Here is a 23,942-nt window from a genome sequence, read left to right as displayed (position 1 = left end):
ATTGCTACACGTTCCCGTGAGGCGCTCCCAATCACATGTTCGTCGGTCGCGGTCTTGCGGAGGCCGTCCTTGTCCTGGCCACCCGGCCAGTTTCGCAATCGCCCGCGGCATCCCAGATTGAGGACAACTTACGGGAGCCCGCCATGACTGATCTTAGTCCCCTGTCCTCACTGTCCTCCGCGCTCGCGGACATTGTGGCGCGCACCGCGCCGTCCGTCGTCTCCGTGCATTCGCATCGCTCTCGCGCGACCGGCTTTGCCTGGAAGCCCGGCCTGATCGTCACCGCCGACGAGGCGCTGGCCGACGAGGGGGCAGTCGAGATCGCCCTTGCGGACGGCGGCACCGCGTCCGCCACGATCGTCGGCCGCGACCATACGACCGATATCGCGCTGTTGCGCACGGAGGCCGCCATCGCACCGGTCAAGCTCGCCGCAACCGTCCCGCCACTGGGCGCATTGTCGATCGTGGTCGCGACCAACCGGGAGACACCGAGCGCGGCGCTCGGGCTGGTGTCGGCGTCCGGAAAGAGCTGGCGTTCCTTGCGCGGCGGCGACATCGACTCGCGGATTGAGCTCGATGTCCGCCTGCGTGGCAGCCAGCAGGGCGGGCTCGCGCTCGACGCGTCGGGCGAAGCCTTCGGCATGGCCGTGCTCGGACCGCGGCGGGTGCTGGTGATCCCGACGGCGACGATCGAGCGTGTCGCGCCGCAGCTCGAGGCGCGCGGCCGCATCGCGCGCGGATATCTCGGCCTCGGACTGCAGCCGGTGCGGCTCGACGAGGGCATCGGCGCAATGGTGATGAACGTCGACAAGGCCGGGCCTTCGGCCGCGGCCGGCATCCGCCAGGGCGACGTGATCGTGGCGGTCAACGGCCAGAAGTTGTCGGGCGTGCGCGAGCTGTCGCGAACGCTGGGACCTGCAAGCGTCGGCGCGGAGGTCGACGTCGCCGTGCACCGTGGCGGCGAGCCGGTCAGCTTCAAGGTCACGGTCGGCGAAAGGCCGGAGGCGTGAGCGAGGACAAGACGGCCGAGATCGTATTGTCGCTGGAGATCGACGACCCCACACTCGCCGATCGCCTCGCGGCCCTGCTCGGCAATGTCGCCGGGCTTCGCCTCGCCGCGCCCGGCGAGCAGGCCGCCGCGACAATCATAGCCCGCGATCCGCGCATCAGCCCTGCGGACATCGCGCTGACGCAGCGCGAGCTCGACGTGCTGGCGCTGATGGCCGAAGGCGCCTCCAACAAGATGATCGCCCGGCAGCTCGGCATCTCCGTGCACACCGTGAAATTCCATGTCGGCTCGTTGCTCGACAAGCTCGACGCCACCGGCCGCACCGATGCGGTGGCGCATGCGGCGCGCCGCGGCGTGATCGAGCTTTGACAGCCCTAACGGCGCCGCTCAGCCGCTACACCCGCTTGCCGTTGTTCTTCTCCGCCGCGCGGCGCAGCGCTTCGGCGAGCGCGCCGCCGCCCGAAGATTCCTGCTTGCGCGGCGCAGACGACGTCATGCGGCTTGCGTTGCGCTGATTGTTGTCGCGCTGCATGCCGGGGGCGTCCTTCTTAGGCCCGACCTCGTCGTCGAGGCGTAGCGTCAGCGAGATGCGCTTGCGGGCCACCTCGAAGTCCAGCACCTTCACCTTGACGATGTCGCCGGGCTTCACCACCTCGCGCGGGTCCTTGATGTAGGTCTTCGACATCGCCGAGATGTGCACGAGGCCATCCTGGTGCACGCCGATGTCGACGAAGGCGCCGAAGGCGGCGACGTTTGTCACGGTGCCCTCGAGGATCATGCCCTTCTTGAGATCCTTGATCTCCTCGACGCCTTCCTTGAACACCGCCGCCTTGAACGCAGGGCGCGGGTCGCGACCGGGCTTTTCCAACTCGCGAAGGATGTCGGTGACGGTCGGCAGACCGAAGGTCTCGTCGACGAAATCCTTCGGCTTCAGCGTGCGCACGACGTCGCTGTTGCCGATCAGCGCCTTGATGTCGCTCCTGGTCGCTTCGAGAATCCGGCGCACCACGGGATAGGCTTCTGGATGCACGCCGGAGGCATCGAGCGGATCCTCGCCGCCGAGGATACGCAGGAAGCCCGCGCACTGCTCGAACGCCTTCGGCCCGAGCCGCGGCACGTCCTTGAGCGCCTTGCGCGACTTGAACGGGCCGTTGGCGTCGCGATGCGCCACGATGCTCTGGGCAAGGCCGGAGCCGACGCCCGACACGCGCGCCAGCAGCGGCGCGGAGGCGGTGTTGACGTCGACGCCGACCGCGTTCACGCAATCCTCGACCACGGCGTCGAGCGATTTGGCGAGCTTGGCCTGGCCGAGGTCGTGCTGATACTGGCCGACGCCGATCGCCTTCGGCTCGATCTTGACGAGCTCGGCGAGCGGGTCCTGCAGGCGCCGCGCGATCGACACCGCGCCGCGCAGGGTGACGTCGAGGCCGGGCAGCTCCTCCGAGGCGAAGGCCGAGGCCGAATAGACGGACGCGCCGGCTTCCGACACCACGATCTTGTTCATCTTCAGCTCAGGCAGACCCTTGACCAGCTCGGTGGCGAGCTTGTCGGTCTCGCGCGAGGCGGTGCCGTTGCCGATCGCGATCAGCTCGACGCGGTGCTTGATTGCGAGCCGGCCGAGCGTCGCCAGCGACTCGTTCCATTGCCGCTGCGGCTCGTGCGGATAGATCGCGGTGGTGTCGACCACCTTGCCGGTGGCATCGACGACGGCGACCTTCACGCCGGTGCGGTAGCCGGGATCGAGCCCCATGGTGACGCGGGTGCCGGCGGGCGCGGCCAGCAGGAGGTCACGCAGGTTCGAGGCGAACACGCGCACGGCCTCGGTCTCGGCCGAATTCCACAGCCGCATGCGCAGATCGATATTGAGATGCACCTGGATCTTGGTGCGCCAGGCCCAGCGCACGGTATCGATCAGCCAGCGGTCGCCGGGACGCTTGAGATCGGCAATGCCGAACCGCTTCATGATCTTCAACTCATAGGCGCTCGGCACGCCCGGCGGCGGCGCCTCGGCCTCGGGCTGAATTTGCAGGTCGAGAATTTCTTCTTTCTCGCCGCGGAACATCGCGAGGATGCGGTGCGAGGGCAGTTTTGTCAGCGGCTCGGAGAAATCGAAATAGTCGGCGAACTTCTCGCCCTCGGTCTTCTTGCCGTCGCGCACCTTGGAGGCCATGCGCGCATTGGTCCACATCTCCTCGCGCAGGGCGCCGATCAGATCGGCGTCCTCGTCGAAGCGCTCGACCAGGATGGCGCGGGCGCCGTCGAGCGCGGCAGCGGCGTCAGCGACGCCCTTCTCGGCGTTGATGAAGCCTTCGGCGACCACCTTCGGATCATTGCCGGGCTCAGCCATAAGCTGATTGGCGAGCGGCTCGAGGCCGGCTTCCTTGGCGATCTCCGCCTTGGTGCGGCGCTTCGGCTTGAACGGCAGATAGATGTCCTCCAGGCGGGCCTTGCTGTCAGCGGCCATGATGGTGGCTTCCAGCGCGGCGTCGAGCTTGCCCTGCTCGCGAACCGATTCGAGGATGGCCTTGCGGCGGTCCTCGAGCTCGCGCAGGTAAACCAGGCGCTCCTCCAGAGTGCGCAATTGCGCGTCGTCGAGCGCACCGGTCGCTTCCTTGCGGTAGCGGGCGATGAAGGGAACCGTGGCGCCGCCGTCGAGCAGCGTCACCGCCGCCTCGACCTGCTCGGCGCGAACCCCAAGCTCCTGCGCAATTTTCTGGTTGATGTTTGCCACGCGAGATTCCCTCTAATCCAAGCACGCGGGCGCAGGGGCGAACCACCGGCCGCGGGACGCCGCTTATGGACCAACCAAGGTTGATTCATCAAGGTGCGGTGCGCAACCGTCGACAGAGGATTTTTGCCCGACCGATGCGATCTCGCCACATTCGTGGGGGCGCGGCGACTTGACATCGGCCCCGCGTTCCGCGCCTGCTTGCTCCCGCCGGGCCAATGAACTCTCCGCACGAGGACCAATCATGCGTACCACATCGGTCGGCGTCTTCAGGATCGCCACCACGGGACCCGGCGACGTCTCCGGCCTGATGGACTTGATCGGCTCCGGCGCGATCGATCCCGACTCGATCCTTGCCGTTCTCGGCAAGACCGAGGGCAATGGCGGCGTCAACGATTTTACCCGGGAATACGCGGTGGCCGCGCTCTGCACGGCGCTGGCGCCCAAGCTCGGCCTGTCGGCGGAGGCCGTCGAGCAGCGTATCGCCTTCGTGATGTCCGGCGGCACCGAGGGCGTACTCAGTCCGCATCTTACGGTGTTCACACGGAGCGAGGCCGAGCGCCCGGCAGGCCTGTCCGGCAAGCGCCTCAGCATCGGCATGGCGCACACGCGGGACTTCTTGCCCGAGGAGCTCGGCCGCGCCGCGCAGATCGCCGAGACAGCGAAGGCCGTGCAAGCCGCCATGGCCGATGCCGGCATCAACGATCCCGCGGACGTTCATTTCGTGCAGATCAAATGCCCGCTGCTGACCAGCGAGCGCGTTGCGGCGGCAAACGCCCGCGGCAACACAACGGCAACGACAAACGCTTACGGCTCGATGGCCTATTCGCGCGGTGCGTCCGCGTTGGGCGTTGCGGTCGCGCTCGGCGAGATCAGTTCCAACGTCGGCGACGAGGACGTGCTGCGGCGCTATGATCTGTTCTCCAAGGTGGCCTCGACCTCGTCGGGGATCGAGCTGATGCATAACGTCGTCATCGTGCTCGGCAATTCGGCGTCATCGGTAAGTGACTATGTGGTCGGGCATGGCGTGATGGAGGATGCGATCGACGCTGCGGCGGTGCTATCGGCGTTGAACAGTGTCGGGCTCGGCGCGGCGCCGCAAACCACCGCGGGCCGCACGCTCGTCAACATCTTCGCCAAGGCTGAGGCCTCGCCGGACGGCACCGTGCGCGGCTTCCGCCACACCATGCTTGAAGACACTGACATCAGCTCGACACGCCACGCCCGCGCAGCGGTCGGCGGCCTGATCGCGGGCCTTGCTGGCACCGGCGCGGTCTACGTGTCCGGCGGCGCCGAGCATCAGGGGCCGGCCGGCGGCGGCCCGGTTGCAGCGATCGCACGACTGTCGGATTGATAGCCGGCAGCCCGACCTCTCCGCCGGGCGCAACCCTGCCCCTCGTGGCGCCTCGGTTGATTCACGCGGGCCGTTGCGAAAAAGGTGACGCCGCGACCTTAAGGGGATTTGACTTCATGACTTTGCCGATGAGCTGGAATGAATGGGCACAGCACGATGGCGTCGCGCTGGCGGGGCGCGTTCGCAAGGGCGAGCTGACGGCGAAGGAGCTGGCGCGCCAGGCCGCCGCGGGCGTTGCCAAAGTCAATCCAGCGCTGTCCGGCGTGGTCGAGCTGTTCGAGGACGTGATCGCCGATCCCGCCAAGGACGGCGCCAATCTCGCAGGTCCGTTCGCCGGCCTGCCCTTCCTGATGAAGGACCTCGGGCCGACCATGAAGGGCCGGCTGCAGGAGATGGGCTCGCTCTTGATGCGCGGCAATCGCGCCAGCGCCGATACGTTCCTTACCGGCAAATTCCGTCAGGCGGGGCTCAACCTGATCGGTCGCACCACGACGCCAGAATTCGGCGTGTGCTCGTCGGCCGACAATCCTGCCGTCTACGTCACGCGCAATCCCTGGAATACGGACTACACCACCTGCGGCTCATCGGCAGGCAGCGCCGCGATGGTGGCCGCGGGCGTGGTGCCGATCGCGCATGCGACCGACGGCGGCGGCTCGATCCGCATTCCCGCCGGCGTCAACGGCAATATCGGCCTGAAGGTCTCGCGCGGCGTGTTCTCGCTCGCGCCGCACATGTCGGACCTGACCGGCCTCGTCTCGATCCAGGGCTGCCAGTCGCGCTCGGTGCGCGACACTGCCGCCTTCGTCGATCATGCGCGCGGGCCTGCGCCCGGCGAGTTCATGCCGTTCTGGACCACGGCGCAGCCTTATTGCGAGATGATCAAGCGCGATCCCGGCAAGCTTCGCATCGCGCTGTCGCACACATGGGGCAATTACACCGCGACGCCCGAGCTCGCTGCCGAGCTGGAGAAGGCCGGACGCTTCCTCGAAGGCCTCGGCCATCACGTCGACTATGCGCTGCCGGAGATCGACCTCCCGGCCGCCTTCGAGGCGCAGACCACCTGCTACATCTCGAACTTCGCGGTGGTGATCTCCAACATGCTCGCTGCGCGCGGACTGGAAAAGCCGCCGGAGGATCTGATCGAGCCGATGAACATCCGCATCTGGGAAGCCGGGCGCCACACCAGCTTTGCCGAGCGGGCGAAGATGCAGGCCGTGTTCAACACGACCTCGCGCGGCTTCGGCAGCTTCTTCGAGCAATGGGACGTGATCCTGACGCCGATCACGGCGCTGCCGACGCCGAAGGTCGGCACCAGGGAATATCTCACCATCTCGGACAATCCTGATGTGCGCGACTGGTTCGAGAATCTCTGGCGCTTCTTCGCCTTCACGCCGCTCGCCAATCTCTGCGGCATGCCGGCGATCTCGATGCCGATGGCGGCGCAAGACCACGGCCTGCCGCTCGGCATCCAGGCCATCGCCAAGCAGGCCAATGACGGCCTGTTGCTGCAGCTAGCCGCCCAGATCGAGCGCGCGCTCGACGGCAAGTGGAACGGCGGCAAAAAACCGAAGGTGCATGTAGGCTAACTAGAGCGTGATGAGATCAGTTCGATCGCTACGGCGGAGGTGCACTCCCTCTCCCGCTTGCGGGAGAGGGCTGGGGAGAGGGTGTTTCCGCGATGGGACAATCCCCTAGAGGAGAAAGCCCTCACCCGCGCCTTCGGCGCGACCTCTCCCGCAAGCGGGAGAGGTTGCAGCGAGCCCGTGGCATGGATCTCGCTTTAGCAAGTGTGCGATCGCATCGATACGCGATCGCAACAGCCTCAGTTCTTGACCGCCGGTATCTCCTCCGCCACCGGCTGCTTCTGACCCTGCTGATACATCGCGAGCGCCTTTTCGAGGGCTTCGCGCAGTGCCAGTGCTGCGGCGACACTGCAACGCAGATGCGCGGTCTGGACCACGTCGACCCTGACGGCAGCGCCGACCGGCATCAACAGGTTTGCGGCAAGCTCGATCTGGATCGCGCCGTTGTGGTGACCGAAGCAGGATGCGCCGTCGAAATAGATGATCGGCGCCCGCTCGGCGCTGGAGGTGGAAATGGTGACGGGCCCCTGGGCGGTCGAGGGCGTTTCGGGGTCGGCCATGGGCGCTCCTTGCAGTTCATCGACGAACGAAGCGCCCACCATCGACGCTTCGGCGCGCCCTGTCGAGACCAAACCGTCCCATGCGGGGCTCATTCGGGATTTTGCGCGAGGCCCGACACTGGTCTAGAAGGTCCCCATGAGCACCACGCCGACCACGCTTGCCTTCGAGGAACTCGCCGAGGCCATCAAGGGCCGCCGCTCCGATTACGGCCATATCAGCGGGCTCCAGCTCGACCGGTTCGCACCTGGCGAGGCTTGGTCCAGCCTGCCCTATCGACCGGTCTTCGTCGGCGACACCGCGACCGGCGTGCTGCATGGCGGCGTCGTCACCGCGATGCTGGACGAGAGCTGCGGCATGGCGGTGCAACTTGCGCTCGACGGCACCCGCGCGATCGCGACCCTGGATCTGCGCATCGACTACCAGAAGCCGACAACGCCCGGCCTCGACATCAAAGCGCATTCGGTCTGCTACCGCACCACGCGCTCGATCGCCTTCGTGCGCTCCACCGCCTATCAGGAGTCCGAGGACGATCCGGTCGCGACCGCGACCGCCTGCTTCATGATCGGCGCCAACCGCACCAACATGCTCGCCGACCGCCGGATGGATGCGCGCAGCATCCCGACGCTGGACGCGCCGGAGGATCCGGACGGGCCCTTTGCGCGCAGCCCGTTCGCGCGCGCCCTCGGCATCCGCGTCAACGATGACGGCACGCTGACGATGCCGTTCTCGCCGCAGATCATCGGCAATCCGATCCTGCCGGCGATCCATGGCGGCATGACGGGCGCCTTCCTCGAGACCACCGCCATCATCGGCGTGGCGCGGGAGCTCGGCGCTAGCGCACCGCCCAAGCCGATCGGCCTCACCGTCAACTACTTGCGCTCCGGACGCGCGCTCGACACGTTTGCCGACGTCTCGATCGTGAAGCAGGGCCGACGTATCGTCGCCTTCGAGGCGCGGGCCTGGCAGGACGATGCTTTGAAGCCGATCGCCACCGCTTTCGGTCACTTCATGCTGCGCCCGACGCCTGGAAGTGACGAGGAATAAGCCCATTTTGACTTGACGGCCGCAGCTCCGGCCCCAACGATAGCGCGCCTTTCGCCAGAGGAATTGGATTGCGGCATCCGCTCGACATCGTTGCCATGTTCGCCGCACTCTGGCTGCTGGCATCGATGGTGCTCGACACGCTGACGCCGAAGGAGCTGACCGCGATCATGATCGGCATCGCGATCGGCCCGGCCATCGTCATCACCGCCGTGTTCTATTACCTGCGGTGCCCGCGAACGGATTTTGCGGTGATGTTCGCAGCGCTGTGGCTGATCTCCGATATCGCCATCGCCCTCATCTCGCCGAAGCAGCTGCCGCATTTCCTGATCGCGCTCGGCTTTCTGCCGGCGATGCTGATCGGCATCGTGCTGCACTGGCAGACGTTCACCTCTCCTCGGCGGGGAGAGGTGAACCACCGCGTCGGCTGATATCACCGCGGCAACAGGTTCGTCTTCGCGAGGTCGAGCACCTCGTCACCGCGTCCGTTCATCACCGCACGCAACACCCAGAGGCTGAAGCCCTTCACCTGCTCGGCCGTGATGGTCGGGGGCATCGACAGCTCCTGCTTGGCGGTGACAACATCGAGCAGCGCCGGCCCATTGTGCGCCAGCATCTCTTTCATCGCGCCCGGAAGCTCGCCGGGATCCTCGACGCGCTTGGCAAAGATGCCCATCGCGCGCGCCATCGCGGCGAAATCCGGGTTCTCCAGGTCGACATTTGTGTCGACGAAGCCCGCCGCCTTCATCTCCAGCGCGACGAAGCCGAGCACGCCGTTGTTGAAGACGACCACCTTCACCGGCAGCTTCTCCTGCGTCAGCGTGATCAGGTCGCCCATCAGCATGGTGAAGCCGCCGTCGCCGGAGAGCGAGATGACCTGGCGTCCGGGCTGCGCCGCTTGCGCCCCGATCGCCTGCGGCATGGCATTGGCCATCGAGCCGTGAACGAAGGAGCCGATCAGCCGGCGGCGGCCGTTCATGTCGAGATAGCGCGCCGCCCACACCGTCGGGGTGCCGACATCGGCGGTGAAGACGGCATCGTCGGAGGCATGGTCGCTGATGACCTTGGCGAGATATTGCGGATGGATCGGCTTGGCTCCGGGCGTGCCCTTGGCTAGCGAATCGAGGCCCTCGCGGGCTCTCTTGTAATGCGCGACGGCGTCGTCGAGATGCTTGCGCTGCGTCTTCGTCTTGAGCAGCGGCAGCAGCGCCTCGATGGTGAGCTTGACGTCGCCGACGAGACCGAGATCGATCCTGCAGCGCCGTCCCAGATTTTCCGGACGGATGTCGATCTGCGCGACCTTCGCATCATCAGGGAAGAACTGCTTGTAGGGGAAGTCGGTGCCGAGCATCACCAGTGCATCGCAGGCGTGCATCGCGGCGTAGCCCGAGGAGAAGCCGATGAAGCCGGTCATGCCGACGTCATAGGGGTTGTCGTATTCGACATGCTCCTTGCCGCCGAGCGCGTGCACGATCGGGCTCTTCAGCGCTTCAGCGAGTTGCATCAAAGGCGCATGCGCGCCGGCGCAGCCGCGGCCGCAGAACAGCGTGATGCGCTCGGCGCCGTTGAGGAGATCCGCGAGCGCCTGCAGCTCATCCGCTTGCGGCACGACCTTCGGCGGAGCCAGCGCAAGGCCGCGCGTCGTCGACAGCGCGCGCTTCGGAGGACTGCGGAACGCGACATCGCCGGGCATGGCGACGACGGCGACGCCGCGCAAGCCGACCGCCGCGCGAATTGCATTCTCCAGCACGTAAGGCAGCTGGCTCGGGTCCGACACCAGCTCGCAATAATGGCTGCATTCGCGGAACAGGTTTTGCGGATGCGTCTCCTGGAAATAGCCGCCGCCGATCTCGGCGGTCGGGATCTGCGCCGCGATCGCCAGCACGGGAACGCGGCTGCGATGCGCATCGAACAGGCCGTTGATCAGATGCAGATTGCCGGGGCCGCAGGAGCCCGCGCAGACCGCGAGGCTCCCGGTCATCTCGGCTTCGCCGGCCGCCGCGAAGGCCGCGACCTCCTCGTGGCGGACATGGATCCATTCGATCGTGCCGCGGCGACGCAGCGCCTCGGTGAGCGCGTTCAGGCTGTCGCCGACGATGCCGTAGATGCGCTTGACCCCGGCCTGTTCGAGCGTTGCCACGAACAGATCGGCCACGTTGTTGATCGCCATGTCGGTCTCCTGATTCACCCAGTCGCATAACACGATGCGCGCATGTCGGCATCGCGCCACCATATGGCAGAATAGACCAAGTCAGGATTACGGCTAGTTTATTGTCGGCTCAATCTTTCTGAATTGCCCGATCGTAAGCGGCAATTGTCACCTCTGCGCGGGCTGCGACATCTGTTGCCGTCATGCCTGGCTTGTAGAGGCTGGAGCCGAGCCCGAAGGCGGTCACCCCGCCCTTGATGTACTCGGCAAAATTCTGATCGGAGACGCCGCCGACAGCGGCGATCATCACGCCTGCCGGCAGCACGGCACGGATCGCGGCGATGCCGGCAGCGCCGAGCACGCTCGCCGGAAAGAATTTCAGGCTCGACGCGCCCGCGCGCGCCGCCAGCAGCGCCTCGGTCGGCGAGAACACGCCGGGCATGGTCACCATGCGATGCTGATGCGCGCGCGCCAGCACTTCGGTGTCGACATTGGGCGAGACCATCAGCCTGCCGCCGACATCGTTGAGACGATCGACATCTGCCGTCGTCAGCACCGTGCCGGCGCCGATCAACACGCCTGATGGCGCGAGCTTCACGGCAAGCGCGATCGAGCGGAACGGATCGGGTGAATTCAGGGGGATCTCGATCGCGGTCATGCCGGCCTCGACCAAGACGCCGACGATCGCTTCGGTCTCCTCAGGCTTGATGCCGCGCAGGATCGCGACCAGCGGCCGCTGCATCGGCGGAAAGGGAACGCTCATCTCTCGCAGTCCTTCTACCTCGTCCAGATCGCGGCTGCCGCCATCGACAGGCCGCGGCGGACGGCTTCATCCGCATCGACCGGATTTGCGGTTACCGAGAGCGCCTCGAATGCCAGCCGATACAGCACCGCAAGCCGCCCCGCGGCAATCAGCTGGACGCCCGCTTGCGGCACCGTGCCGGAGAGGCCCGCCGCCAGCTCGACGCCGACCAACGTGCCCGACAGCGTCTCGCGCGCCGCGGCCGGCGTGCCGCCGAACAGAAGCTGGCGCGACCGCGCGGTGAACAGCAGGTTGGCGGCGAAGGCCGGGGCGGCGAATGCGGCCTTCACGGCCGCCTTGAAGCTCGCGATGTCTTCGGCGTCATCAGCACCGGCGACTGCGAGCGACAGGATCGTCTCGCGCGAGACAGCGCTGAACAGCTCGCCGGTCATGAAGGTGGAAAAGCGCTCGACCGTGCCGTCCTTCACCCGAACCCATTTCGAATGCGTGCCGGGCATGCAGACCAGCGCCTCGCCCGCGGCATCGAGGCCGAGCGCGCCGAGCAACTGCGTCTCCTCGCCGCGCATGACGTCCGGCGCCTTGGCATCGCGCTGGGCGATACCCGGCAGGATGCGGATGTCGCACGCTTCGCCAGGGACACGCACGGCCTGTTGCAGGACGGCGGAGAGCCGTGCCGGCGTGTCGACATAGCCGGCCTCGACCCAGCCGGTCTTGGCACCGGCCATGCCGCAGACCAGAACCGGCAGATGCGCGGGCGCTTCGACCGCGGCCAGATGCGCTTGCAGCACCGCGGGAAAGCCGGTCTTCGCCGCCGCCAGCATGCCTTCGCCGCTGCGGCGCTCGGCCAGCACCTGACCGGCGCGATCGACCAGCCAGAGCCGGAAGCTGCTGGTGCCCCAGTCCACCGCGACATAGGCGGGTTCGGTCATTTCAAGTCTCGTCCTCGTCTCATGGCCAAGACGCCGTCTCGCGACATATGAGACGATGTCCGGCAGGCTCCCGTCGAGATACCGGCTATTGCGCAGGCAAACCAGCCCTTTCTCTTGAATTTGAGGCTTCGCCGCGCTGGCACACCGCTTGCTGACACTTCATCACTCAACTCCGTCAACGCGCGACAAGACGCGTCAACATCAGATGAGGAAACCCATGGAGATCGGCTATTTCACGATGCCTTCGCATCCGCCGGAGTGCGGCCTCAAGGAAGGCAACGACTGGGACCTGCAGGTCATGCGCTGGCTCGACGAGCTCGGCTATCAGGAGGCCTGGGTCGGCGAGCACCACACCGCGCCCTGGGAACCCAATCCCACGCCGGACCTCCTGATCGCGCAGGCCTTGATGCAGACCAAGCGCCTGCGCATCGGGCCGGGCGGCTTCCTGCTGCCCTATCATCACCCGGCCGAGCTCGCCAACCGCGTCGCCATGCTCGACCATCTCTCCGAAGGCCGGCTCAATTTCGGCGTGGCGGCGAGCGGGCTGCCGAGCGACTGGGCGATGTTCAACGTCGACGGCATGAGCGGGCAGAACCGCGACATGACGCGCGAGGCGCTGGAGATCATCCTGAAGCTGTGGACCGAGCCGGCGCCCTTCACCCACAAGGGCAAGTACTGGACGGTGACCAAGCCAGACACGATGTTCGACTTCCTCAAGCCCCATATCAAGCCGCTGCAGGCGCCGCATCCGCCGATCGGCGTTGCCGGTTTGTCCAAGAACTCGGACACGCTGAAGCTCGCCGGCGAGCGCGGCTTCATCCCGATGAGCCTCAACCTCAACCCGGCCTATGTCTCGAGCCATTGGGACTCGGTCGAGATCGGGGCCGCCAAGACCGGCCGCAAGCCGAACCGCCAGGACTGGCGCCTGGTGCGCGAGGTATTCGTCGCCGACACCGACGAAGAGGCCTGGAAGCTCTCGACCGGCGACATGATGGGCCGGATGATGAGCGAGTACTTCCTGCCGTTGCTCGGGCATTTCGGCTTCAAGGATTATCTGAAGCACGCGCCCGATGTGCCAGACAGCGACGTCACGGTCGAATATTGCGCCAAGCGGAACTGGATCGTCGGCTCGCCCGCGACGGTCGCCGAGAAGATCCAGAAGATCTACGACGAGGTCGGCGGCTTCGGCGTGCTGCTCGTGTTCGGCTTCGACTACAAGCACAAGGCCGAGGCCTGGCACCACTCGCTCTCGCTGCTGAAGAACGAGGTGATGCCGCGCCTTGCGCATCTCGGCTCCGCGAAGAAGGCGGCTTGACGCTCAGCGGGTGCGGCGCGATCGTGTCGCACCCGCTTCTATTGTCGGAGATTTCCGCGTGACGGTGGACGGCAATTCTTTCGACGCCAATCATTTCAAACAGGCGATGCGACAATGCGCCGGCGCCGTGGCGCTGGTGACGGTGGGCGCCGAGCACGGCAGGCGCACGGGGCTGACGGTGACCTCGGCCTGCTCGTTGTCGGACAAGCCGCCCTCGCTGATCGTCTGCGTCAACCGCAACGCCAGCGCCCATGCCCGCATCCGGGAGGAAGGTGCTTTCGCCATCAACTTCTTGCACGAGGATCACGCGCTGCTCGCCCTCACCTTCAGCGGCCAGAAGGGCGTCGACGGCGACGATCGCTTCGCCTTCGGGCAATGGACGCGTGGCGTGACCGGCGCACCGGTGCTGGCGGACGCGGTGGCCGCGTTCGACTGCGTGCTGGCGCAGGAGTTCGAGACAACGACGCATTCGATCTTCGTCGGCGAGGTCCGCAGCGCCTCGCATTCCGCTGCCGTCACGCCGCTCGTGTACTTGCGCAGCAATTTCCACACGCCACGAGAACTCCGCGAGAACGTGACGATCGGCGATCTCGACGCACGGCATCTGAGCTGGACGGATTTTTCGTAGGACGAGTGCTCGCTTTCTTCCTTCTCCCCTTGTGGGAGAAGGTGGCGCGAAGCGCCGGATGAGGGGTATCTCTCTGCAAACTCACCAGAGTCATACGCGGAGAGAGACCCCTCACCCGTCTCGCCGCGGCGCGGCGAGCCACCCTCTCCCACAAGGGGAGAGGGGAAGAAAGAGCTACTGCGTCGTCTCGATCTTCAGCTGCTTGATCTTGCGATAGAGCGTCGCGCGGCTGAGCTTCAGTGCGCGCGCGGCTTCCGTCACGCGGCCATCATGCTTACGTAGCGCCGCGACAATGGTCGCACGCTCGGCTGCTTCGAGATCAGGCTCCGTCGGTCCGCCAAACGGCGGCAGATCGAGATCGGCATCGGTGATGACGCCATCTTCCGCCGTGCAGCCGGCGAGCCGCAGCACGTGGCGGAGCTGGCGCATGTTGCCGGGGAACGGGTAGGCCGCGAGCTGCGACCATGCCTCCTCCGAGAGCCGGCAGCTCGGCGCCTCCTCCCGCGCGATCTGGCGGATAATGTCGTCGCGGTCGGCGCGCTCGCGCAAGGCGGGCAGGCGCACTTCGATGCCGCGCAGGCGAAAATAGAGGTCGGCGCGGAAGGCCCCCGCTTCCGCCATGCGGCCGAGATCGCGATGCGTGGCGCTGATCAGGCGAATATCGACGGTGACGGGCTTTAGCGCGCCGAGCGGCCAGACCTCGCGGTTTTCCAGAACGCGCAACAGGCGCGTCTGCAAGCCGATCGGCATGTCGCCGATCTCGTCGAGGAACAGCGTGCCGCCGTCGGCCTGCACGATCAGGCCCTTCGAACCCTCGCGCCGCGCGCCGGTGAAGGCGCCCGCCTCGTAGCCGAACAGCTCGGCGTCGATCAGGCTTTCCGGCATCGCCGCGCAATTGAGCGCGACATAATTGTTGCGCGCGCGGTTGCTCGCACCGTGAATGGCCCGCGCGAACACGTCCTTGCCGACGCCGGTCTCGCCATGCAGCAGCACCGGCAGATTGTGATCGCCGATGCTCCGCAGCCGTTTGACGCTTCGGATCAGGCCGGGGTCGCGGCCGGCGAGCCGGTGCAACGCATCAAAGCGATCGACTTGCGCATCGCGGCGCGGCGCATGCGATCTCGCACGCAGGGGCGGAGCAACATGCCCCTGCCCCAACGGACGGCCGTCGCCATGGCGCAGCTCGACGATCTCGCCGCTGCCACGCGCAGCGTGATGGTCGAACTTGAGGTAGCGCGACAGGTCGATGCCGGAGGCGATCATGCCGTCGGTGAGGCCGAGCAGCGCACGCGCCGAGCGGCAGGCGCCGACGATGCGGCGGTCGTCATCATAGGCGACGAGGCCGCTGCCGCCGTCACCGGGCACGGTGGCGATCCAGGCATTGCGGAAATGCCCGCGGAAGATCGCACCCTCCATCCGCCGCGTCGCCTCCATCGTCACCGCAAGTGCAAGCTGATGCGCGGCGCGCTCCAGATCCTCACGGCAGGAGGTGATGTTGACGGCACCGGCGAGCCGGCCGACCGGATCGAACAGCGGCGCCACCGCGCAGGAGAACATGTGCCATTGCGCCCGAAAATGCTCGTCGCGATGCACCAGGATCGGCTTCTGCTCGGCCAGCGCGGTGCCGAGCCCATTGGTGCCCTCGCAAGCCTCGGCGAAGTTCGAGCCGGTGTAGATCTTCCAATCCAGAAACATCCTTGCATCGGCTTCGCCCGGCAGACGGCTGAACAGCATGGTCGCGTTGACATCGGCGAGATTGACGCAGTAGCCGGCGTCGTGCAGCACACGGGCGAGATCGTCGAGCTCGGGCGTGACGAGCCGGATCGTCTCCTCCATCGGCTCGGCGACATGGCGGATTTCGGCTTCGGTGAGCGTCTGCGGTGGGCCCTGGCGGGCGGGATCGAGCTTGTGGTTCACGAGGCAGCGCCGCCAGGAACTCGCAATCCGCGAGGAGGCATCGACGTCGGCCACATGATTGGCGACGGACAAGACACGGGCGACATGGTTCGAGGCCGAGAGGCTGGCCATCGCGGACGTCTCCACCCTGTATTATTGTGCAAAGTCTGGCAGCAAAGGCGGGGATGTCAATCGGGAACCGGGAAAGCAGCTATTGCTGCACCGCCCTCACCACGTGTCGATGCACGGCCGCTTCTTCGCCGTCCTCGGCTCGGGCTTCGGCACCGTGCGCAAGCCCGCCATGATCCAGCGCCGCGTCTCGGCCGGGTCGATGACGTTGTCGATCTCGAACACGGAGGCGATCGAGACCGCCTTGCCGTTGGCATAGAGCTCGGCGACCTTGTTGCGGTAATAGGTCTCGCGCTCCTCGGGATCGGCGATCGCCTCCATCTCCTTGCGGAAGCCGAGGCGGACGTAGCCCTCCAGGCCCATGCCGCCGAACTCCCCGGTCGGCCAGGCCGCGGTGAAGAACGAGGCGTGGAAGCCGCCGCCGATCATCGATTGTGCGCCGAGACCATAGCCCTTGCGCAGCACGATGCCGAACAGCGGCACGGTGAGGCTGGCGCCGGTCACGAACATGCGTGAGACGTGGCGCACGATCGCGGTCTTCTCCGCCTCGGGGCCGACCATGAAGCCGGGCGTGTCGCACAGCGAGACAACAGGCAGATCGAAGGCGTCGCAGAGCTGGAGGAAACGCGCAGCCTTGTCGCCGGCATCGGCATCGATTGCGCCGCCGAGATGGCGCGGATTGTTGGCAATCAGGCCGAACGGCTTGCCTTCGATTCGGATCAGTGCGGTGATCATGCCGACGCCGTAGTCGCGGCGCAGCTCCAGCACGGAATCCTTGTCAGCGACGAGGTCGATCACGCTGCGGATGTCATAGACGCGCAGGCGGTTCTCGGGGATGGCGCGGCGGAGCAGGCGCTGGTCAGCAGCCTCCCAATCCGCCACCGCACCCTGGAAATAGGACAGATATTTTTGCGCGACGCGGGTCGCTTCCTCCTCGTCCTCGACCAGGATGTCGATGACGCCGTTCGGGGACTGGAATGATACGGGGCCGACCTCGGCCGGATGATAGACACCGAGGCCGCCGCCCTCGATCATGGCGGGACCGCCCATGCCGATCGAAGCGTTCTTGGTGGCGATGATGACATCGCAGCAACCGAGCATCGCGGCGTTGCCGGCGAAGCAATAGCCGGAAACAACGCCGACGACAGGCACAAGGCCCGAGAGCCGCGCGAACTGCACGAAGGACGGCCCGTCGAGGCCGGTCATGCCGAGCCGGTCGGTGTCGCCGGGCCGGCCGCCGCCGCCTTCGGCATAGAACACCAGCGGCACGCGCCAGTCTTCCGCCAGCGTCAGCATGCGATCGATCTTCTTGTGGTTCATGTGGCCCTGCGTGCCCGCGAGCACGGTGTAGTCGTAGGCCACGACGATGCAGCGCGCGCCTTCTGGCCCGAACTTCTCGGCATTGACAGTGGCGACGCCCATGACGAGGCCGTCCGCCGGCGTGTTCTTGATGAGATCGTCGAGCTTGCGCCGGCGGCGCTGCGCCGCGATCGCAAGGCTGCCGTACTCCATGAACGAGCCGTCATCGACGAGCTGGGCGACGTTCTCGCGAGCGGTGCGCTGGTTGGTGTTGCGGCGGCGCTCGACCGCAGCGGGGCGGTTCTCGTCGAGCGTGTTGGCCTGGCGGGCGATCAGCTCGGCAAGATCGGGACGGATATGGTCGAGATCGATGTCGGCTTCCGCCGCCGCGCTGTCGGCGGCGACGTCAAGCGGCTCGAGATAGAGGATCGGCTCGCCATGCAGCAGCGTGACGCCGTCACCTGCGACGAGTTTTGTCACCCGCCCGCCCTGCTCGGCCATGACGAGGTGCTCCATCTTCATGGACTCGATCACGGCGAGTTGCTGGCCGGGGCGGACGATCTCGCCTTTCTTCACCTGGATGGTGACGATGGTTCCCTGCAAGGGCGCCGCGACCATCACCGTGCCTTCGGGTACGGCTGGCGCGACATGCACCTCCGCGCTGTGACCGGCGCCACGCTCGGCCGCGGCGAAGTAAAGCGGCTTGGCGGCACCATCCGATGCTTCCACGAGCCTGACAATGTTGCGGTCGATGAAATCAGTCGCGATACGGTTGGTCCTGAAATCGGGATGCGCGAGCACCGACTGGAGGAAGGCAATATTGGTGACGACGCCATCTATCCGGAACTCGCGTAGCGCACGCAAGGCTTTCGCGACGACGTCATGCCAGGCCTCGCTCGGCGTGTGCACGATCACCTTGGCAAGCAGCGAATCGAAGGCCGCGCTGGTCTTGTAGCCGGCATAGCCGAAACTATCGACGCGCACGCCGGGGCCCGACGGCGGCTCGAATACCGCGAGCACACCGCCGGTCGGATGGGTGGCGCCTGACACGTCCAGCGTTTCCATGTTGACGCGCAGCTGCATGGCATGGCCGCGCGGCTTCGGGATCGATGCCTGCGCAAGACCGAGCGAGCTCAATGTGCTGCCTGCGGCGACCGCGAGCTGGGCGCGGACGAGATCGACGCCGAGCACCTCTTCGGTCACGGTGTGTTCGACCTGGAGACGCGGGTTGGCCTCGATGAAGGCGAAGCTGTCCTCGGCGGTTCCGTCGACCAGAAACTCGAACGTGCCGAGATTGTCGTAAGACGCGGCGCCCGCCAGCTGCTTTGCCGCTTCGATGATGCGGCCGCGCAGGGCATCGCTCAATGACGGGCTCGGCGCCACCTCGATCAGCTTCTGGTGCCGGCGCTGGATGGTGCATTCGCGTTCCCAGAGATGGGAGATCGCACCATGGCGGTCGCCGATGATCTGGACCTCGATGTGGCGCGCCTGCCGGATCAGCCGCTCGGCATAGACGCCCTCGAAGCCGAACGCCGCCTTGGCCTCGGATTGGCAGCGCGCATAGGCTTCCGAAAGATCGGACGCGTTCTCCACCACGCGCATGCCGCGGCCGCCACCGCCCGCCATCGCTTTGATCACGATCGCAGCATTGCTGCCGAGCGAGGTGAAGAATGCCGTGATCTCCTCGAGGCTGGACGGCCCGCTGGTGCCGGCAATGATCGGCACGCCGCAGCGTTTGGCCAGCTGACGTGCCGCAACCTTGTCGCCGAACAGCTCGAGCGCAGCCGGTTTCGGCCCGACGAAGGTGATTCCGGCGTCGGCGCAGGCTTTCGCGAAAGCCGCGTTCTCGCTGAGGAAGCCGTAGCCGGGATGTACGGCATCGCAAGCTGCGCTCTTGGCCGCCTTCACCACGGCCTCGATTTCGAGATAGGCCCGTGCGCCGCGACCGGGGATCTCGATCGCCTCGTCCGCAACGCGCCCGTGCAGCGACAACGCATCGTCGGCAGGATGGATCGCGACCGTTGCAATGCCGGCATCGGCCGCCGCGCGTGCGATGCGGATGGCGATCTCGCCGCGATTGGCGATCAGGAGCTTCTTGAACGACATCGTCTCTCTCACTGGACGGCAGGAGGATTTGGATTGAGGTCCTGCTTCCTGACCTTGCCCGTTGCCGTCAGCGGCAGCGCATCGATAAGGCGGACTTCCGGAACCTTGTAGACGGCCATGCGCTCGGCGCACCAGGCGCGCAGTTCCTGTTCTGAGACCGTGCCGATCGCTTCCGGCTTGAGCTGGATGTAAGCGACCGGCACCTGGCCCTTGTCCGGATCATCACGGCCGACCACGCCCGAGCCCAGCACCTTCGGATGCTGCCCCAGCAACGCCTCGATCTCCGGCGGAAACACGCTCATGCCCTTGACCTTCAGCATCTCCTTGCGCCGGCCGAGGAAGTGCAGAAAGCCGTCCTTGTCGATGGTGCCGATATCGCCGGTGCGCAACCAGCCGTCGACGAGCGATTCCGCCGTCGCCTCGGGCTTGTTCCAGTAGCTCTTGAGCAGCGACGGCGTACGCACGCGGATCTCGCCTTCGGCTCCCAGCGGCAGCAGCGCACCGGTCTCGAAATCGGTGATCTTGAACTCGGCGCCGGGGACCGGCAGGCCGACGAAGATCGGCTGGCTGTTGAGGTCGAAATCCCCGTCCTGAAAGCCAGCGGTGAAAGTATTGGAGGTGTGGGTCTCGGTCATGCCCCAGGCCGCCTCCATCAGGATCGTGCCGGTGAGATCCTTCCAGCGCCTGCGATAGCCGGCGTTGAGCTTCTTGACGAAGGAGACCACGCGCACCTGTTGCAGCGACGACAGGTCGAACTCGCTCCAGCGCGGATGGTCCATCATCTCGACCGCGCTGTCGACCGGCATCGCCGTCATCGTGACCTTGTACTTGTCGATCGCCGCCATCGCGCCGACAGCGTCCCAGCGCGCGAGCAGAACCAGCGTGCCGCCCGAGAACAGCGGGAAGATCAGACCGGAATTCTCGCCCGCAATCCAGAACTCCGGAAAGAACGACAGGAACACGCTGCTCTCATCCGAGGGAAACGAGATGCCGTAATTGGCGGCGGCCGTGTAGACCATATCGCGATGGGTATGGACGCAACCCTTGGGCATGCCGGTGGTGCCGCCGGTGTAATTGAGCGCGGCGACATCATCGAGGTGAGGCGGCGGCAGCGGGGTCGGTGCGGGCAGTGCCGCGAGCGCCGGCAGGAGATCAGTTGCGCCGGAGACCGCAACGCGCGGCGTGCGGATCGAGTCCGGCGCGGGAAACGCAGGCGCCGCCGGCACGACATCGGCGAAGCTGGTGACGATGATCTCGCGCAGGCGCACCTCGCCGCGGACCTGATCAACGATAGGCATGAGCTGGTCGAGCGCGACGATCACCTCGGCCTGGGTGTCGTTGAGCTGGTAGGACAATTCGAACGCGCGCGACAGCGGGCTGATGGGGACGTGGATCGCGCCGAGCTTCAGGATACCGAAGAACACGACGTGGAATTGCGGGCAGTTCGGCAGGAAGACAGCGACGCGATCGTCCTTGCGAACGCCCTTTGCCTGCAACAGAGCCGCAAAGCGATCGCTCTTCTGATCGAGATCGGCATAGGTGGTCACATGCCCGTAGAAGATCACCGCGGGCCGCTCCGGACTCCGCTTTGCCCAGGTGCGCAGATATTCCGTCAGGGGAACTTCGCCGTGCAGATAGTTGGGCGAGCGCGGCAGGCCCTTCGGCCAGGCCTTGTCCCACAGGCCGCGCAAGGTGGCGAGGTAGTCATTCTCGTCGAGGCCCGTGTTCATGACGTCCTTCCCGTGTTGCTTTTCTTTTCGCGAGGGACGCAAGGCAGCATCGCTCGACCTCGTTACACGTCGAGCACCGCAGAGTTGATGTCAAGGAAAACAGTTTTCCGCAGCACGGCCGATGCCGCGGCGCGGAAAAACCAGAGGTTACGCCGCGACGAGACGAGTGATCCGTCGCACGGCAGATGGGATCGGGGCGATGATTGGCGCCGCGAACATCGGCTGAAGCTCGCGCGCCGCTTCACCCAGCGGCCCGCCGCCGATGATGACCGCTTCCGCTCTGTCTCGCACAATGCAGGCCTCAACCGCGCCGGCGAGCGCTGCGCGCAGCTGCGCCGGATCGCGCATCAGTTCTTGCGGATCGCCATCAGCAAAGCGCGTGCCGGTGTAGCTCGCGCGCAAGCCCAGCGTATCAGGCAATGCATCGATCTTGGCTTTCAGCAATGGCGTCGTGGTCGCCACGCCGAAACGGCGACCGTTCCCGGCGGCTTCCAGCATCGCGGATTCGCCGATGCCGACGGCGGGCAGCTTCATCGCCACCTTGATCCCGGCGAGGCCAGGATCACCGAATGCCGACACGATGATGCCGTCGCACTCGCCGCCACGGAGACGCGCGATCTCCTCGGCCTCCAGCGCAGCCACCTCCAGCGCGTCCGCCGAGACGATCATCGTGGGCGCACGCGTTGCCGTGGCGCCGACGATATCGAAACCGTCGGCGGCAGCAGACCTGGCAATCGCCACCATCATCGTGGTGGTCGCCTCATTGCTGTTCGGATTGATCAGGAGGATGCGCGCGCGTCGATCGGAGTATTGGCCCATCCTCCCGCTATACTAGGCCGCCCGCACGCCCGCAATGAAGGCGCTGACCTCGTCCTGCAGCGATTGCAGCTTGTGCGTCAGCCGGCCGCTCGATTGCAGCACGAGGCCGGCGGCCTGTCCGGTCTCGGCGGTCGCATCGGTGACACCGGAGATGTTGTGCGAGACCTGATCGGTACCGGAGGCCGCCTCCTGCACGCTGTGCGCGATCGCCTTCGTCGCGGCGCCCTGCTCCTCGACCGCGGCGGCGATCGACGAGGAGATCTCGTTGACCTCCATGATGGTAGCGCGGATGCTCTCGATGTTGCCGACGACCTGATTGGTCTCGGCCTGGATCGCGGTGATCTGCGCGCCGATCTCGTCGGTCGCCTTCGCGGTCTGGCTCGCCAGCGACTTCACTTCGCTCGCGACCACCGCAAAGCCCTTGCCGGCCTCGCCCGCGCGCGCCGCCTCGATGGTGGCGTTGAGCGCGAGCAGATTGGTCTGCGAGGCGATCTGGTTGATGAGGTCGATGACCTCGCCGATCTTGTGCGCGGCGGCGGCAAGGCCCTGCACGGTGTCGTTGGTGCGCTGGCCGTCGGCGGCGGCCTTGTCGGCCACTGTCGCGGCCTGCGCGACGCGCTGGCTGATCTCGGCGATCGAGGCCGACAATTCGCCCGCGGCCGAGGCCACCGTCTGCACGTTGCTCGAGGCCTGTTGACACGCGGTGGCGACGAAGCTCGCACGGTCGCTCGCCTTGTTGGCGGTTTCCGACATGCCCTGCGCGGCCTGCTGCATCGCGCGGGCCTCGTCGAAGACGTCGCGAACGACGGCCTGGACGCTCGCCTCGAACTTGCCGGCGAGATCGGTCATGGTCTTGCGCTTCTCCTCGTCGGCCTTCTGCTTCAGCTCCTGCTGCTCGGCATGCATCCGGCTCACCGCCGATGCATTGTCCTTGAACACGGCGAGCGCCTTGGCGAGGCCGCCGACCTCGTCGCGGCGGTCGGTGTAGGGCACGTCGAAAGCGCTGTCGCCGGCGGCAAGGCGCTCGGTCAGCGCGGTGATCCGGGCCAGCGGCCGGGTGACGCTGCGGCCGATCAGCAAGGAGGCGCCGAGCACCACGACCAGCACAGCGAGACAAATATAGGCGAAGGTCATCGCGTTCTGGCGGAAGGCGGCATCGACGTCGTCCAGATAGATGCCGGTGCCGATGATCCAGCCCCAGGGCGCAAAGCCCTTCACATAGGAGATTTTCCCGACCGGCTGGTCGAAGCCGGGCTTCGGCCAGAGGTAGCCGTAGAAGCCCGCACCCTGCTTGTTGACGACGTCAACGAAGCCCATGAACAGCGCATTGCCGGCGGGATCCTTCATCCCGGAGAGATCCTTGCCGTCAAGCTCGGGCCTGATCGGATGCATGACCATCTTGGGGGCCATGTCGTTGATCCAGAAATACTCGACCCTGTCGTAGCGCAGACTCTTGATCTCGGCCATCGCGCCGGCCTGCGCCTGCTCGCGCGAGAGCTTTCCTTCGCTCTCGAGCTTCTGGTAGTGCGCCAGGATGCCGTAGCCAACATCGACCATCTGCTGCGTCTTGGCCTGACGGTCGGCGACCATCTGCGTGCGCAGGGTCGAGAGGGCGACCGGCGCCAACGCGATCATGCCGAGGAGGCTGATGCCGACAATCAGGACCAGCTTGAAACTGATGCGGGAGAAAATCATCGGTGCTCACAGGAATTGGAAGGGCTGATATGCCAGATTATCCCGCGTCTCTTAGCAAAGCTTTAAGCATTCGGGTTCCCGACACTCCGAAATTTTGCGGGTTACCGGCACGCTCGTATGGCCACGAGACAAGCAAGACCGACCTCACCCGAGATACGAATTCTTCCAATCTAGAACACCTCGACATCGCCTCTCCGCGCGTTGACTT

General features: G+C 66.1%; 18 protein-coding genes. 8 read left to right on the top strand and 10 right to left on the bottom strand.

Annotated elements, in window-relative coordinates; genetic code table 11:
• Positions 1 to 143: 143 nt before the first annotated feature.
• Both N2605_RS03410 and N2605_RS03405 read left to right on the top strand, forming a co-directional pair.
• Positions 144 to 1,010, top strand: a complete 867-nt coding sequence (locus N2605_RS03410; protein ID WP_225151786.1) for a S1C family serine protease — start codon at positions 144 to 146, stop codon at positions 1,008 to 1,010.
• Entirely contained in the window at positions 1,007 to 1,378 is a 372-nt protein-coding gene (locus N2605_RS03405) for a response regulator transcription factor (protein ID WP_036028685.1), read from the top strand. Before N2605_RS03410 ends, N2605_RS03405 begins: the two co-directional genes overlap by 4 nt.
• 25 nt (positions 1,379 to 1,403) lie before the next feature.
• Here N2605_RS03405 and N2605_RS03400 read toward each other — a convergent pair whose 3' ends face one another.
• Positions 1,404 to 3,740, bottom strand: coding sequence for a Tex family protein (locus N2605_RS03400; RefSeq protein WP_225151788.1), 2,337 nt, complete (start codon positions 3,738 to 3,740; stop codon positions 1,404 to 1,406).
• Positions 3,741 to 3,981: 241 nt separating this feature from the next.
• Here N2605_RS03400 and atzD point away from each other — a divergent pair, with 241 nt between their 5' ends.
• Together atzD and N2605_RS03390 are read left to right on the top strand one after the other, a co-directional pair.
• Positions 3,982 to 5,091 (top strand): cyanuric acid amidohydrolase, encoded by a 1,110-nt coding sequence (atzD, locus tag N2605_RS03395; protein ID WP_225151789.1) that lies wholly within the window; start codon positions 3,982 to 3,984, stop codon positions 5,089 to 5,091.
• Positions 5,092 to 5,207: 116 nt separating this feature from the next.
• The gene (locus tag N2605_RS03390) at positions 5,208 to 6,677 is read left to right on the top strand and encodes an amidase (RefSeq protein ID WP_225185742.1); all 1,470 of its coding nucleotides are present in this window, start codon (positions 5,208 to 5,210) and stop codon (positions 6,675 to 6,677) included.
• Positions 6,678 to 6,913: 236 nt separating this feature from the next.
• Here N2605_RS03390 and N2605_RS03385 read toward each other — a convergent pair whose 3' ends face one another.
• The gene (locus tag N2605_RS03385) at positions 6,914 to 7,234 is read right to left on the bottom strand and encodes a hypothetical protein (protein WP_036009675.1); all 321 of its coding nucleotides are present in this window, start codon (positions 7,232 to 7,234) and stop codon (positions 6,914 to 6,916) included.
• Between the two features lie 136 nt (positions 7,235 to 7,370).
• Between N2605_RS03385 and N2605_RS03380 the strand changes: the two genes are divergently transcribed.
• Both N2605_RS03380 and N2605_RS03375 read left to right on the top strand, forming a co-directional pair.
• Positions 7,371 to 8,279: a PaaI family thioesterase gene (locus N2605_RS03380; RefSeq protein WP_260345839.1), complete on the top strand. Its 909-nt coding sequence runs from the start codon at positions 7,371 to 7,373 to the stop codon at positions 8,277 to 8,279.
• A gap of 68 nt (positions 8,280 to 8,347) precedes the next feature.
• Positions 8,348 to 8,707, top strand: coding sequence for a hypothetical protein (locus N2605_RS03375; protein ID WP_260345838.1), 360 nt, complete (start codon positions 8,348 to 8,350; stop codon positions 8,705 to 8,707).
• Between the two features lie 2 nt (positions 8,708 to 8,709).
• On the opposite strand, the gene poxB is transcribed toward N2605_RS03375, so the two are convergent.
• The 3 genes from poxB to N2605_RS03360 all read right to left on the bottom strand — a co-directional run bounded on the left by poxB (position 8,710) and on the right by N2605_RS03360 (position 12,117).
• Entirely contained in the window at positions 8,710 to 10,446 is a 1,737-nt protein-coding gene (gene poxB / locus N2605_RS03370; RefSeq protein ID WP_260345837.1) for a ubiquinone-dependent pyruvate dehydrogenase, read from the bottom strand.
• Positions 10,447 to 10,555: 109 nt separating this feature from the next.
• Positions 10,556 to 11,188 (bottom strand): 2-dehydro-3-deoxy-6-phosphogalactonate aldolase, encoded by a 633-nt coding sequence (locus N2605_RS03365; RefSeq protein WP_225134832.1) that lies wholly within the window; start codon positions 11,186 to 11,188, stop codon positions 10,556 to 10,558.
• 14 nt (positions 11,189 to 11,202) lie between these two features.
• Entirely contained in the window at positions 11,203 to 12,117 is a 915-nt protein-coding gene (locus N2605_RS03360; protein WP_260345836.1) for a 2-dehydro-3-deoxygalactonokinase, read from the bottom strand.
• A 217-nt stretch (positions 12,118 to 12,334) separates the two neighbouring features.
• Between N2605_RS03360 and N2605_RS03355 the strand changes: the two genes are divergently transcribed.
• Entirely contained in the window at positions 12,335 to 13,432 is a 1,098-nt protein-coding gene (locus N2605_RS03355; protein ID WP_260345835.1) for an LLM class flavin-dependent oxidoreductase, read from the top strand.
• 58 nt (positions 13,433 to 13,490) lie between these two features.
• Positions 13,491 to 14,060, top strand: coding sequence for a flavin reductase family protein (locus tag N2605_RS03350; protein ID WP_193760499.1), 570 nt, complete (start codon positions 13,491 to 13,493; stop codon positions 14,058 to 14,060).
• A 174-nt stretch (positions 14,061 to 14,234) separates the two neighbouring features.
• Here the strand turns inward: N2605_RS03350 and N2605_RS03345 are convergent, their stop codons facing one another.
• The 5 genes from N2605_RS03345 to N2605_RS03325 all read right to left on the bottom strand — a co-directional run bounded on the left by N2605_RS03345 (position 14,235) and on the right by N2605_RS03325 (position 23,734).
• Positions 14,235 to 16,088, bottom strand: coding sequence for a sigma-54-dependent Fis family transcriptional regulator (locus N2605_RS03345; RefSeq protein WP_260345834.1), 1,854 nt, complete (start codon positions 16,086 to 16,088; stop codon positions 14,235 to 14,237).
• Between the two features lie 96 nt (positions 16,089 to 16,184).
• Positions 16,185 to 19,490: an acetyl-CoA carboxylase family protein gene (locus N2605_RS03340; protein WP_260345833.1), complete on the bottom strand. Its 3,306-nt coding sequence runs from the start codon at positions 19,488 to 19,490 to the stop codon at positions 16,185 to 16,187.
• 8 nt (positions 19,491 to 19,498) lie between these two features.
• Positions 19,499 to 21,220 (bottom strand): AMP-binding protein, encoded by a 1,722-nt coding sequence (locus tag N2605_RS03335; protein ID WP_260345832.1) that lies wholly within the window; start codon positions 21,218 to 21,220, stop codon positions 19,499 to 19,501.
• A gap of 147 nt (positions 21,221 to 21,367) precedes the next feature.
• A complete protein-coding gene (locus N2605_RS03330) occupies positions 21,368 to 22,039 on the bottom strand; it encodes an aspartate/glutamate racemase family protein (protein ID WP_260345831.1) in 672 nt (223 codons plus the stop codon).
• A 12-nt stretch (positions 22,040 to 22,051) separates the two neighbouring features.
• A complete protein-coding gene (locus tag N2605_RS03325; protein WP_260345830.1) occupies positions 22,052 to 23,734 on the bottom strand; it encodes a methyl-accepting chemotaxis protein in 1,683 nt (560 codons plus the stop codon).
• Between the last annotated feature and the right edge of the window lie 208 nt (positions 23,735 to 23,942).

It is taken from the genome of Bradyrhizobium yuanmingense, assembly GCF_025200905.1.
GTDB classification, from domain to species: domain Bacteria; phylum Pseudomonadota; class Alphaproteobacteria; order Rhizobiales; family Xanthobacteraceae; genus Bradyrhizobium; species Bradyrhizobium yuanmingense.
The sequence above is the reverse complement of the archived record's forward strand: the minus strand, read 5'-3'. Positions and strand labels throughout refer to the sequence as shown.

Bases quoted from the DNA above. Each gene is read 5' to 3' on its own strand.
- N2605_RS03380 (WP_260345839.1), top strand. From the start codon at position 7,371: ATGAGCACCACGCCGACCACGCTTGCCTTCGAGGAACTCGCCGAGGCC.
- N2605_RS03355 (WP_260345835.1), top strand. From the start codon at position 12,335: ATGGAGATCGGCTATTTCACGATGCCTTCGCATCCGCCGGAGTGCGGC.
- N2605_RS03345 (WP_260345834.1), bottom strand. From the start codon at position 16,088: ATGGCCAGCCTCTCGGCCTCGAACCATGTCGCCCGTGTCTTGTCCGTC.
- poxB (WP_260345837.1), bottom strand. From the start codon at position 10,446: ATGGCGATCAACAACGTGGCCGATCTGTTCGTGGCAACGCTCGAACAG.
- N2605_RS03335 (WP_260345832.1), bottom strand. From the start codon at position 21,220: ATGAACACGGGCCTCGACGAGAATGACTACCTCGCCACCTTGCGCGGC.
- N2605_RS03330 (WP_260345831.1), bottom strand. From the start codon at position 22,039: ATGGGCCAATACTCCGATCGACGCGCGCGCATCCTCCTGATCAATCCG.
- N2605_RS03410 (WP_225151786.1), top strand. From the start codon at position 144: ATGACTGATCTTAGTCCCCTGTCCTCACTGTCCTCCGCGCTCGCGGAC.
- N2605_RS03340 (WP_260345833.1), bottom strand. From the start codon at position 19,490: ATGTCGTTCAAGAAGCTCCTGATCGCCAATCGCGGCGAGATCGCCATC.
- atzD (WP_225151789.1), top strand. From the start codon at position 3,982: ATGCGTACCACATCGGTCGGCGTCTTCAGGATCGCCACCACGGGACCC.
- N2605_RS03360 (WP_260345836.1), bottom strand. From the start codon at position 12,117: ATGACCGAACCCGCCTATGTCGCGGTGGACTGGGGCACCAGCAGCTTC.
- N2605_RS03365 (WP_225134832.1), bottom strand. From the start codon at position 11,188: ATGAGCGTTCCCTTTCCGCCGATGCAGCGGCCGCTGGTCGCGATCCTG.
- N2605_RS03325 (WP_260345830.1), bottom strand. From the start codon at position 23,734: ATGATTTTCTCCCGCATCAGTTTCAAGCTGGTCCTGATTGTCGGCATC.
- N2605_RS03385 (WP_036009675.1), bottom strand. From the start codon at position 7,234: ATGGCCGACCCCGAAACGCCCTCGACCGCCCAGGGGCCCGTCACCATT.
- N2605_RS03390 (WP_225185742.1), top strand. From the start codon at position 5,208: ATGACTTTGCCGATGAGCTGGAATGAATGGGCACAGCACGATGGCGTC.